Annotated in this window: 15 protein-coding genes; 8 read left to right on the top strand and 7 right to left on the bottom strand. The window is 40.0% G+C overall.

From position 1 onward, the window contains the following. Window positions 1-2 precede the first annotated feature (2 nt). The 3 genes from EHQ49_RS07400 to EHQ49_RS07410 are packed head-to-tail and all read right to left on the bottom strand — an operon-like array spanning window position 3 to window position 1,358. Complete coding sequence (locus EHQ49_RS07400) at window positions 3-338, bottom strand: LBF_4227 family protein (RefSeq protein ID WP_135577951.1); 336 nt, start codon at window positions 336-338, stop codon at window positions 3-5. Next, on the bottom strand, window positions 339-623 hold the full coding sequence (locus EHQ49_RS07405) for a DUF883 family protein (RefSeq protein ID WP_002979579.1): 285 nt from the start codon (window positions 621-623) through the stop codon (window positions 339-341). It abuts the gene before it with no gap. A 9-nt stretch (window positions 624-632) separates the two neighbouring features. Next, the gene (locus EHQ49_RS07410) at window positions 633-1,358 is read right to left on the bottom strand and encodes a response regulator transcription factor (protein ID WP_002975764.1); all 726 of its coding nucleotides are present in this window, start codon (window positions 1,356-1,358) and stop codon (window positions 633-635) included. A gap of 58 nt (window positions 1,359-1,416) precedes the next feature. Here EHQ49_RS07410 and EHQ49_RS07415 point away from each other — a divergent pair, with 58 nt between their 5' ends. Then, entirely contained in the window at window positions 1,417-1,833 is a 417-nt protein-coding gene (locus EHQ49_RS07415; RefSeq protein WP_135577953.1) for a DUF4279 domain-containing protein, read from the top strand. On the opposite strand, the gene EHQ49_RS07420 is transcribed toward EHQ49_RS07415, so the two are convergent. Next, the gene (locus tag EHQ49_RS07420; protein ID WP_135577955.1) at window positions 1,802-2,161 is read right to left on the bottom strand and encodes a hypothetical protein; all 360 of its coding nucleotides are present in this window, start codon (window positions 2,159-2,161) and stop codon (window positions 1,802-1,804) included. The two genes, EHQ49_RS07415 and EHQ49_RS07420, sit on opposite strands and share 32 nt — an antisense overlap. 12 nt (window positions 2,162-2,173) lie before the next feature. Between EHQ49_RS07420 and EHQ49_RS07425 the strand changes: the two genes are divergently transcribed. Then, window positions 2,174-3,145: an amino acid--tRNA ligase-related protein gene (locus EHQ49_RS07425; RefSeq protein WP_135577957.1), complete on the top strand. Its 972-nt coding sequence runs from the start codon at window positions 2,174-2,176 to the stop codon at window positions 3,143-3,145. 7 nt (window positions 3,146-3,152) lie between these two features. Here the strand turns inward: EHQ49_RS07425 and EHQ49_RS07430 are convergent, their stop codons facing one another. After that, on the bottom strand, window positions 3,153-3,542 hold the full coding sequence (locus tag EHQ49_RS07430; RefSeq protein ID WP_135577959.1) for an LA_2478/LA_2722/LA_4182 family protein: 390 nt from the start codon (window positions 3,540-3,542) through the stop codon (window positions 3,153-3,155). Between the two features lie 411 nt (window positions 3,543-3,953). On the opposite strand from EHQ49_RS07430, the gene EHQ49_RS07435 reads away from it, so the two are divergent. The 4 genes from EHQ49_RS07435 to EHQ49_RS07450 are packed head-to-tail and all read left to right on the top strand — an operon-like array spanning window position 3,954 to window position 6,683. After that, complete coding sequence (locus EHQ49_RS07435) at window positions 3,954-4,544, top strand: DUF6935 domain-containing protein (RefSeq protein ID WP_135577961.1); 591 nt, start codon at window positions 3,954-3,956, stop codon at window positions 4,542-4,544. Continuing rightward, entirely contained in the window at window positions 4,545-5,357 is an 813-nt protein-coding gene (locus EHQ49_RS07440; RefSeq protein WP_135577963.1) for a ZIP family metal transporter, read from the top strand. It abuts the gene before it with no gap. A 15-nt stretch (window positions 5,358-5,372) separates the two neighbouring features. Beyond that, window positions 5,373-5,687, top strand: a complete 315-nt coding sequence (locus tag EHQ49_RS07445; protein WP_135577965.1) for a hypothetical protein — start codon at window positions 5,373-5,375, stop codon at window positions 5,685-5,687. Between the two features lie 12 nt (window positions 5,688-5,699). After that, complete coding sequence (locus EHQ49_RS07450) at window positions 5,700-6,683, top strand: BtrH N-terminal domain-containing protein (RefSeq protein ID WP_135577967.1); 984 nt, start codon at window positions 5,700-5,702, stop codon at window positions 6,681-6,683. A 63-nt stretch (window positions 6,684-6,746) separates the two neighbouring features. Here the strand turns inward: EHQ49_RS07450 and EHQ49_RS07455 are convergent, their stop codons facing one another. Beyond that, window positions 6,747-8,498 (bottom strand): alginate export family protein, encoded by a 1,752-nt coding sequence (locus EHQ49_RS07455; protein ID WP_135577969.1) that lies wholly within the window; start codon window positions 8,496-8,498, stop codon window positions 6,747-6,749. 393 nt (window positions 8,499-8,891) lie between these two features. Beyond that, window positions 8,892-9,914 carry a zinc-dependent alcohol dehydrogenase family protein gene (locus EHQ49_RS07460; RefSeq protein WP_135577971.1) on the bottom strand — a complete coding sequence of 341 codons (1,023 nt, stop codon included), beginning with the start codon at window positions 9,912-9,914 and terminating at the stop codon, window positions 8,892-8,894. A gap of 92 nt (window positions 9,915-10,006) precedes the next feature. Between EHQ49_RS07460 and EHQ49_RS07465 the strand changes: the two genes are divergently transcribed. Then, window positions 10,007-10,816, top strand: coding sequence for an SDR family NAD(P)-dependent oxidoreductase (locus tag EHQ49_RS07465; RefSeq protein ID WP_135577973.1), 810 nt, complete (start codon window positions 10,007-10,009; stop codon window positions 10,814-10,816). Between the two features lie 39 nt (window positions 10,817-10,855). After that, the gene (locus tag EHQ49_RS07470) at window positions 10,856-11,671 is read left to right on the top strand and encodes a DUF1295 domain-containing protein (RefSeq protein ID WP_135577975.1); all 816 of its coding nucleotides are present in this window, start codon (window positions 10,856-10,858) and stop codon (window positions 11,669-11,671) included. Window positions 11,672-11,679 lie beyond the last annotated feature (8 nt).

The following is an 11,679-nucleotide window of genomic DNA, read 5'->3' on the forward strand; positions in this document are numbered from 1 at the left end:
AATTATTTTTTCTTTAATACGAGTGACAAAAATAAAATAGCAAAAACTAAAAATCCAAATCCTGTTCCGAAACTCGCAAGGATAGGGTCACCCGCGGAAAGAAATTTTTGAATGCTTAAGTACACTCCATAGGAGATGTAGATAAAACCTAAGAAGATTAGGAAAATAGAAGTGAAAACCCAAACAGAAGAGAGAACCAAATTTTTAATATAAACTTGGAGGTTCTTCTGGATATAAATTGCCATTACTTCTACATAAGCAACGGTTTTGTTGATTAAGTCATCGAAGGCGGCTTTGATTCCGCCCTTTTTACGATGTTTTGATTCTTTGTGTTCCAATTATTTCTTCTTAAAAACCCAACCAAGAGCAAGACCAAGTCCAAGACCTACACCAAAGCCAATGACTGCCGCTTTTTGTGGATGTTCTTTCACATAAGTTCCCACAGTATCAATTACTTCTTTTGCTTTGATAGAAGCTTCTTCACTAGCTTTACCTAACTTTTGTTTGATGTCACTTACTTGTTCCATATACTTCTCCTTGGCTCTTTGTTCAATTTCTTTGGCTTTTTTCTCATACAACTTGATTTCATCGATGAGGGATTTGTCTTTTTTCACTTCTTCCATAAAAGTTACCTAATCTGGAACAACAATGTTCTCAAAATTATCAGTAAATCTGTATCCGATTCCCCAAATGGTTTCGATCCATTCTGGTTGTGCAGAATTTTTTTCTAGTTTGGAACGAATCCGCTTGATATGACTGTCGATCATCCTTTCAAAACCATCCCATTCTACTCCCCAAACTGATTCCAAAATCATTTCACGAGAAAAAACTTTTCCAGGTGAACCAGCTAGTAGTTGTAAGATGTCAAATTCCTTTCTAGAAATATTGATGATGTTTTCGTTTAAAGTCACACGTCTGCGGATGGAATCAATTTTTAGAGCACCACGAATGATTTCGCCGGCTTGTCCCACATTGGGTTTGATCCCAATTTTTTTATCCCATCTACGAAAGAATACATCCACTCGAGTTTTGAGTTCACGTACAGAAAATGGTTTTGTGATGTAATCGTCAGCACCTAACTCAAGTCCCATGATGCGATCAATTTCCTCTGTCCTTGCGGAAAGGATAAAAATCGGCGTACTTTCATCGGCCTTTCGGATGCTACGGCAAATTTCCATACCATCAATGTCAGGTAGAGAGAGATCCAGAATCACTAAATCAGGATGATTGGACTTGTAAAATTTCAAACCTTCTTCGCCATTTTCAAAAACGGAGGTTGTGTAGTGAGCAGAATCGAGAGATTTCCGGATTAGGTTCCCGATATCCGGATCGTCCTCAATTACCAAAATATTTTTCATGTTTTTCCCTTGAGTTCTTTCTCAATTTGGTTCTTGTAGTAGAAAAAAAAAGTAAAAAATGGAATCGGGAACACAAAGAGAAGCAAAATCGTGGGCGATGTTCGCCATCACAGGACCTAGGCTTAGGCCTCTGGAAGTGACGGAAAAACTAGGCATTCAGCCGGATTATTATCATGGTGCGGATGTAAAAGACATCGAAAATATGACAATTCCGAGTCATTGGCAGCTGAATTCGAAGCTTGGACCTGAATTCCCGTTACTCGATCATATCTGGGACCTTCTCAAAACCTTAGCACCTGTTCGTAAAAACCTAAAAGAATTCACAGAAAGTTATGGGTCTACCATTTATGCTTCCGTTGAATTTGCATCTGAGTTTACAAAAGGTGTGGTTCTCGACAAAAGGACTATGCTTTTGTTAGGTGAGATGGGCGTGGACCTGGAAATTATTCCGTGGACTGCCTCTGAGATTCTCTAAGGATCGCTTCACTTGGGAAAATAAGCCGAATGAGGCCAAATCGTTTTAAATACATATAACTGGAAAGAGGGAGCCCAAGAAGTACAAGGACTCGTTTTTTCAAACGGAGATCCCGTGCGATATTTAAGAGTTTGGTGAGTAGAGTTAAAGGAAGGTAGGGAAGGTTAGAAAGATCCATTTGGATATGAGATCTTGTTTGGAAGAATAACATATGCATCACCGAATCCATTTCTTCTTCCAATTCGGTATTAACCTTCTTAGACAAAATGACAATTTCATAAGCATTCTGAACTTCGCGCACACTTAGGTATTTTGTTTTTTTTGCCATTGGAGGTAATGTATGGTCTCACTCTCAAAAGATACACTCATTTTTCGTTCCCAAGTGATCCGAAAGGTTCGGGAGATATTATGGAGGGATGGATTTTTAGAAGTTGATACACCTAGCTTAAAACCCGTTGTGGGGATGGAACCGTATTTGGATCCTTTTGAAGTGCGATCACCCAATGGACGTGAGAAAGGTTACCTCATCACTTCCCCAGAATATAGTTTAAAACAAATGATGGCTAGAGGAATGACTCGGATCTTTGAATTAGCCCATACGTATCGGTCCGGTGAGATGGGTAGTGAGTTTCATTCCAAAGAGTTTCTTATGTTAGAACTTTATGCAAAAGGTATGAATGATAGTTCCTTACGAAATTATATAGAAATTTTTTTAAGAGAGTTGGTTCATAATTTTGGAACCAAAGAGGATCAGAAAAAAACATCTAACCCGGATTGGATTTGTCATCTTTCAGTGGAAGAGGCGTTTGTAAAAACTGTGGGACATGGATTTTCTCGCGAGGAATTGTTCGAGACGATTGAAAAACATAAACTATCCACATCTAGTCTGGCAGAACTTAAGGCATGGCAATATGAAGATCTTTTCTTTTTGGTATTTCTCAACTTGGTAGAACCAAAATTAGGTGAGGGGATTGTTTTTTTATACGACTATCCGCCGGAATGTGCAGCCCTTGCTCGAGTTGTGGATGGGGTAGCCAAACGATTTGAAATTTATTGGGATGGTTTGGAACTTGCCAATGCCTTCTATGAACTCAGTGATGCAAAAGAACAACGAAAACGATTTAGAGAAGAACAGGAATTAAGAGAGAAATTAGGAAAAGAAGTTTTTCCGATGGATGAAGATTTTCTTCGGTGTTTGGAAAACGGGTTTCCTGAATGTGCAGGAATATCCATTGGAATGGATCGGTTGTTGTTAAAGCTGTCCGGTAAACACGGGCTAGGTGAGGTTAGCCCGTATTGGATGGAGGTTTAGTTAAATTTTAGTCTTCTTCTTGGAATTTTTCGCAAGACTCAGGTACTTTCCCATCTTCCAAATCCGCACAAGAGAAGGCAGCCATATCCTTGGCACATTTTTTCATATCTTCTAAGTCTTGTTTGGTGAGTTTTTTTGTCGGTTTGTCGTTTGTTGGTTTTTGGCCTTCCACCACATAGTTTTTGTAACGTGCTTCACAGACATTGCCATTCACAAATTGAGACTCAACCATCTTTCTTTGGTCTGCCGGAAGGTCTTTTAGTTTTTCTTTCATACACTCAGAAGTTTTGGCGCACATCTTTTTAGAGAGTGATTGGAATTCTTTAGCATCCTTTACCGTTTGTGCGGTGATAAGGAAAGGGATTAGAATTAGTAAAAAAATGGAAATTTTTTTCATACGAAAACCATCTGCGAACAAAAGGCTTTCGTAAAGTTTTTTTTAGCTATTTTTTAGAATTGGAATCCTGCATCACGATCACATGTAGACGTTACATCTGTAAGTGTACTCATGTCATCATGATGACGAGTGCCCATCCCATTCCCATAATGGGGAGTTTTCCCGATGCCGATTGTACATCTCCAATTAAAGTTTTAGCAGGATTCTTGCCGGAGTTGGAAATGGTAATTTGTGGTAGTAATCAAACTATGGCTTACATGAGTTGAAATAGAATATTTTTCGTATTATTTTACGTTAGCTTATTGTCGGATAACGCATGTTTATTCTAGAATGTAAGCATCCCCTCTTTTTTTCAAAAGCCAATCGAAAATAAATTGATAAATATCGGAAATTTCCCTACATTTTGAGATTATGAAAAAAGTCCCAATACTTGTATTTTGTTTCTCTCTCGTAACAGGGCCGACGATGGCTCAGAATTTAACTTCACGTAATGCGGTAGTAATTCCTTCTGAACCCACAACGATTGAAGAATTTAAATCGTTACAATCAAACCTTGCCACCACAGCGGAGGGAGGGGCAGCTATCCTTGTACTTGCAATTTCCCTCTATGGGAAAAACCAAGATCTGGGCAGAAAAACAATTACACTTTCTGTGCTTTCTAAAAACAGACAGAAGTCAACCAAACCAACAGCAGTGGATGGAGTGGACTTAGGTGGAGGAGATCAGTTTTTACTCGGCCAATTGGATAAATACAAAATGTTGTCTGGTGGATATTGGAAAGGTGCCGAACCGGCTAATGGATACACGCCGACTTTACCTTTAACAGTGGAAACCTACACCAACCCATATTCTGGTGATGAATCCACAGGAAAACTCAAACTATTTGTCGCCACTCGTGGTGCTTCTAGTTTTCGACCTGTGTCAATGGAAAAAGATACGGATGGTCTTTGGCGAGCCAAAGAAATGAGTTCCCTTTTTGTTGGAATGATGCCAGCCAAATAGATGTTAGATTCTCTGATGGTTTGGCACCCTGTGGCCTTGGCTCTTCTTGCTACTGGGTTTACTTGGTTTTGTACAGCCTTCGGTGCTGGTTTTGTTTTTTTCTTTCGAACCGTACCGAGACCTGTTTTTAATGCGATGTTAGGATTTGCTTCCGGCATTATGATAGCTGCCAGTTTTTGGTCTTTGTTATTGCCGTCCATTGCCCTTTCCGAAAGGGCTGGAAATCCTGCTTGGCTTCATTCGAGTTTTGGATTTTTATCTGGAGGACTTACCCTCTATGTTTTACATAAACTCCTTCCTCATTTACATGTGGGATTGGAAGAAAACCATTTGGAGGGAGGGAAGTCTTCCTTTCAACGTAGTTTGTTACTTGTTCTTGCCATCACTCTCCATAACATTCCTGAAGGTTTAGCCGTTGGTGTTGCCTTCGGAGCACTTGGTGATGGATTTACTTACGAAGCCTTAATGGCTGCTGTGGTTGTTGCTTTCGGAATTGGAATTCAAAATATACCGGAGGGTGCTGCTGTCTCTATTCCTTTATTACGAGAGGGGTTTAGTGCCAGGAAAAGTTTTTGGTATGGACAACTTTCCGGATTTGTTGAACCAATTGGTGGCCTTCTGGGAGCTACTCTTGTTTTTTATGTGGAAAGTTTACTTCCATTTGCACTTTCTTTTGCTGCAGGTGCTATGATTTTTGTTGTTGTGGAGGAACTCATTCCAGAATCTCATACAGGGAAAGAAACGGAAATGTCAACCCTCGGTGCCATGTTTGGATTTGTTCTTATGATGGCTCTGGATGTTGGGCTTGGATGAGTTATCAAACAAACGATGAATTCAAATTCTTTTCTTAGCAATACTGTTCTTTATGATTGGATTCCCGATTTAGAATTTAATTCGTATGACCTTTCTGGCTTAGTTGTCCCAGGTCATGAATTAGAAGATGAGTGCAGAGTTGTTGAAGAGAGATTAAGTGCCTTTTTAGCAATTTATAAAAAAGGCACCTTGGCGAAACCAAAAGGTTTATGCACCACCTTCAAATATGCAATTTTAGAATCTACCGAGTTGGCACTTTGCCAAAAACTTGAGAGCCAATTGGGCGGGAGTATTTTGGTTGTATATGCAAAACCACTAGAACGTTGGTAAACAGGTCAAATAATGATTTTAAATAAAATTTCTCCTTATGTGGGAGTTCACTGTGAAACCACAACCACAGGGACTTTGTTGAAACATATCGGACTAGATCTCTCCGAACCAATGTTATTTGGTATTGGGGAAGGTCTTAGTTTTATATTTTGGAATATGAAGTCGATGGCTTTTCCTTTTATCGGTGGGCGGATCAAACCAGACCAATTAACAGCTAATATAACTAAAAATTTAAATCTAAAACTAAAAATTCAAGAAACAACTTCTAAGCCGAAAGCTTGGTCATTGGTTCGAGATTTGATTGATTCGGGAACACCTGTTGGTTTGAAATTAGATTGTTTTCATTTAGAGTATTTTTCTAAACCCTTTCACTTTGCAGGACATTATGCTGCTATTTATGGGTACGACCAATCAAATGCTTATTTGATTGATACAAAACAACAGGGTGGAAAGGTTCATACTTCCTTAAAAAGTTTAGAATTGGCAAGAAACGAAAAGGGGCCCATGGCTTCTAAAAATCTTTTTTATACAATTGAACTAGGGAAAAAACAAACAAACTTAGAAAAGGTGGTTAGACTTGCGGCAAAAAACAATGCACGTGAATATCTAAATCCTCCCATTACCAATGTATCTTATCAAGGGATCAGAAAGTTAGCCTCGAATTTGGAGAAGTGGTTTCATTCTTCCGAAGATATCCAAAGAGATTTTGGAACCACCGCAATGATGATGGAAAAGGCAGGAACGGGTGGTGCCATCTTTAGGAATTTGTATAGAGATTTTCTTTTAGAATCCTATGAATTAACAAAAGATCCTATCTTTAAAAATACTCATCTCCAATTCAAAGAGATCGCAACCCATTGGACAGAGATTATTTCCTTGTTCGAGGTTTTGGGTAAAACAGGTGAGGATCGTTTGTTACTTCAAATTAAAAATCTTTTGAATCTAATATCCGATTCAGAGTTTGAAGCGATGACAGAGTTATTAAAATTGAAATGATCTTATAGGTGCCTAAGATTTGACACCTATTCTTTAAATTCTATGTGTTCTCCATTTATTAAATTAGAATTGAGCAGTCACCATCAAATAAGCAAACTGAGCATTTTTAGAAAATTGATTTGTGTAAACTTGAGAGTTCATGGTGCGATCATTCACTTTGTTCTGGATGGCATCACCAGCAAATAACATACTATAACCACATTCTAAAATTAAATTTTTGTATGGAACGTTGTATTTAAAATCAATCTCGCGAAACAAACTTCTCCCAAGCATAGATACTGGTCTATTGTCACCGGCACCTTTTTCTGTCTGGACTTGGCTCATATCATACTGGTTGTTTGTTATAGATTCTGTACTGGCACCGGTTTTTGCAACTCCTGCTATATCATACCAACTATCCTGGAGTTTATGTTTTTCGATGACAAAATAATCAACTCGAAAAGACCCATAAGCCCCCAAGTTATAGGATGCGTTTACTGATTTTGATTTCATATTAACCCAACTGACTTGGTCGGCCATTCCATAAAACAAATGGTTGGTATGAAATAAGTTTTGAAAACTGGCAACGGAACCATCCGTTCTGTTGGGATCACCACTGCCTATATCGTAAGCCACACCTAATCTAAGTTTATCGATTGTGTATCCAATGTCGGCCCCAAAAGCAAAAGTTTTGTATCTTTCTTTTTCTGAATAAAGACTATGATTGTAGTTTGTATTAGTTAAAGGATCAATCAATGTCACATCAGTTCGAATGTCGTCCCATTTTGGTCGGATGGATTTTCCTGTAGTACCTGTTTGGACTGCATATTCGAAAGAATAATCGAAAGCTTGGAGAGCCTTTTTGTTCGGTTGGGTCCTGTTTGTGATTCGGATTCCATATGTATGTAAGATATCCCATCTACCAGCTCTAGATGTTGGAGTTCCCGTTTCTCCGGTGGTAAGAACTAATGATTGGTTTGTTCTCAAATATTCTTTCTGTAAACCTAAGTAATACAAATCAATATGGAAATAATCGGAAGGTTTTAGGGTATTATAAAAGCCTGTAAAGTAAGAGTCACCTAATTCTTGTCTTTGGGCATCTGGTTTTAAAGTACAAACTTTTGTTCCGTTGTAAGGACAATCTAGATAAGGGCTATATTGGTTTTTGACTCCAAAGGAGGTGGTGTTCCCTGCAATATCGGAGTGGCGTTCACTCACGGATGTAACAAACATATGGGAGGAGAAGTATTTATCTTCCCATTTCAGTCTTAGTCCATCGAAACTTCGACCCACATTGGTCCAATCTAAAGATCCCACCAAACGTTCGTCACCATATCTTAAAATTTGACGACCTGCTTGGATATGGAATGGCAGATTGAAGTTGTTTTTGACTTCAATGTATGCTTCACGAACATCTGTGCTTTGCCTTGTTCCATCATTGGCAGTGGAAAGACCGGTGAGAGAACCTTTTTCCGCTCCCCATAATCTTGCATCTTGGAAAGTAATTTTAGCGATCACATCTTTGGTAAATTCTTTTTGAACCCAAAATTGAATCTTCTGTCCTGTAAAATCTACGTTATCATTGGTGGTTCGATTGAAATCTAAGTTATACTTCATTTCAGGACGTACACGCACAAGGGCTCCCGCTGTAAAACCCTCAGACCAAGAAGGGGGTGGATTAGGTTTTGGTGGTTCTTGTGTGGGCGGAATCGTAGAACTTGTATTTGGTGATATGTTTGGAGTTTCTGGAGCGGGTGCCACTGTTTGTCCAATGAGTCCATAACCAATGAATAAATAAAAAAAGAGTAGGGTGATTGGTAATCTTCGCTTTTGCATTTTCTAAAAGACCAGACTTGCGGTCTTCTCCTATGAGAAGCGGAAATGCAAGAATCGTACACTTTGAACCAAAAGTAGTAAAAAATATGAAGAATGGCTAGAATACTGAGCAAATTGTATCTTTTAGTAGGGCATACAAAAGATACAAGATTCGAACTTCTGATACAATCAGTATATAGAATGGGAAATATGTTTGTGATTTTAAAGTTTTGCGTAAGGAATGTGCAGATGGGTCCTTACAGAGACCCCCCGCGCCAGCGATAGTAGCGGAAATCCTTTCCCTACCCATAATCATGGTTATCTACAAACAGATCGGAAAGATTGGAGCGAATAGCGCGGTCGCGTTATCCAATCTAAGTTTGATCCTCGAAACGTTTGCGAGGCGCTAAAGTTTCATTCCCAACTCACTACTACTTTTCCAAAATGTTTTCCTGTTTGTAGATACTGTAATGCTTCCGGAACTTCATCGAATCCGAACACTTTGTCCACAACTGGTTTCATTTTGTTTTGTTCAATGGCGCGGTTCATTTTTTCAAAATCGGCGCGGCTACCTACAATCACTCCTTGGACTTTGACCCCCTGCATCAGAATGGGGTAAAGAGAAAGACTGGATTCTCCACCGGCAAGGACACCAATGAGAGCAATGGTTCCATATGGTTTTATACTCATCATAGACTTTTGCATGGTGCCAGCTCCTCCCACTTCGATGATGAGGTCGGCCCCTGCCATTTTGGTATGTTTGCGGACATCACGTTCCCAATTGGTTTTGGTTGCATAGTTGATGGTTGCGTCCGCACCAAGGGTTTTGGCACGATCCAGTTTTTCATCACTGGAAGAGGTGACGATGACTCGGGCTCCCATCATTTTCGCAAACTGGAGGGCAAATAAAGAAACACCACCGGTTCCGAGACAAAGGACATCCGATCCGGGTTCAATCCCACCAAAATTCACAACGGCATTGTATGCGGTAAGGCCGGCACAACCTAAGGTGGCAGCTTCTTTGTCTGTTAGGTGGTTTGGTGTGGCTACGAGTCCTTCTTCTTGAAATTTGCCATAATTCACTAAACAGCCGTCATGTGGGCCTCCGAGGGTGGAACGAAGGTTGTCCATATTGGGTGCCCCGTCCATCCATTTCTGGGCAAAAATCGGGAGGACTCGGTCTCCTTTTTTCCAAAGAGTAACTTCTGATCCGACGGCTTCTACAACACCGGCTCCATCAGAACAAGGGATAAGAGGGAGTTTTTGTCTGGGATTGTAAGTTCCAATCACCATTAAATAATCACGATAATTCAGTGAAGTCGCTGTTAGGCGAACGAGAACTTCTTTGGGAGCAAGCGATTCAGAAAGATCTCTTGTTGATTGTTTTAGGTTCTCTAATCCGAATGATCCTTGGATTTCCCATACTTTGTTTAACATATTTCCTCGTTCGATTTAAAATCAAAATTCACTCGTCAGATCCTCGGGCCTCCTTATCCTTTGTCGAGTGGGAATACGAGGAGTGGGTCGTTATGAAAAAAGATTTTTGGAACGATAGGGTGGTAGTGATCACCGGGGCAACGAGTGGAATTGGGAAAGCTTTGTATGAAGAACTTGCTCTTTTCCCTTGTGAACTTGTCCTTGTGGCAAGACGTGCCGCAGAAATTGAAGAACCCAAAAACAAACACGAAGGGGTGATCATTCACCGCGTGGCTTGTGACCTTTCTGATCCCACTTCTGTTTTAGATGCTGTAGAGTGGATCCAAAAGGAAGTTTCAAAAATTGATATCTTATTTAATAATGCTGGGATAACGGCCCACGGTAGATTTGATTCTCTGTCGATGGATGTGTATCGCAAAACCTTTGCTACGAATTTTTTTGGCCCCATTCAATTGGTACGTGGCCTTTTGCCTCTTCTTCTTGCGGCCAAAGGAAATATTGTGACTACTTCCACAGTTTCAGCTTTGTACGGAGTGCCGGGCCGGGCCGCTTACTCAGCTTCCAAGTCGGCCTTACATGCGGCACTCGAATCCCTTCGGATAGAAACCATGGAAGAGGGGCTTGGTGTATCTCTTGTTTGTGTTCCTTACACAGATACAGCCCTACGGACTTCAGGCCTTGATGCTTCTGGAGGAATTTTATCAGAAGCTCCTGCCAAAGGAAAACGGAAGACGGCCAAAGAAGTGGCTCATGTTTTAATGTCTGTGGCAAAGGACAAAGAAGCAAGGCTTGTCACATTCAATTTAAGCGGTCGATTTTTAGAATGGATGCGATTTTTCTCTCCTAAGTTTTTAGAAAAAATTCTATATAAAAAACTCTACTCGGACTTCAAATCGCACTGAAAGCTGTCTAAACCAAGGTATAGGGAGAAGATCTATCCTTTGGAAAATTTATTATTTTCGTATTTAGCGGCTGTTATATTTACATTTTTGTTTATGAGTTTGATGTGGTTCTGGGGAAAATACAGAGACAACTATGCCGTTATTGATGTGGGTTGGGGACTTGTTATCGCCGGGATTGCGAGTATCCTTGTTTGTTTTGGACGTGGGAATGGATTTGCTAAACTAGCAGTGCTTATACCCGTTTGGATCTGGGCTCTTCGGTTGTCAGGTTTTCTTTATTTCACACGCATCCGAACAAACCATCCGGAAGATAAACGATATGCTGGGTTTCGAAAAGATTACGGTGAAAAAGTTCATCAAAAGATGTTTACTAACGTTTTTCTTTTGCAAGGATTTTTGGCCCTTCTTTTATCGTTCCCATTTTATTTTGCCGCACAATGGAATTTATTCCCAAATTCTGGGGCCATAGGGCCTAACGGATATTTGATGGTATTTCTGGGATGGGTTTTGTTTGTTCTAGGAGTAGTTGGGGAAACGATCTCTGACCGCGATCTCCACAGGTTTGTGGCCGATCCTAAAAACAAAGGTAAGGTTTGTAACGTAGGTCTTTGGAAGTATTCACGCCATCCCAACTATTTTTTTGAATGGATCATTTGGGTGGGGATTGGGATCATTCCGATTCTTTCCGCACCAATGGCGATTTTGTCGCTTCTCACACCTCTCTTTATGTTTGTATTGTTACGATTTGTATCAGGTGTTCCTTTTGCAGAAAAATACTCTCTCCTTTCCAAAGGAGATCTGTTTCGGGAATACCAACGGACGACCAATGCATTTTTCCCATGGTTTTCAAAATAAAAATAATA

The sequence above is a fragment of the Leptospira perdikensis genome, assembly GCF_004769575.1.
Lineage (GTDB): Bacteria > Spirochaetota > Leptospiria > Leptospirales > Leptospiraceae > Leptospira_A > Leptospira_A perdikensis.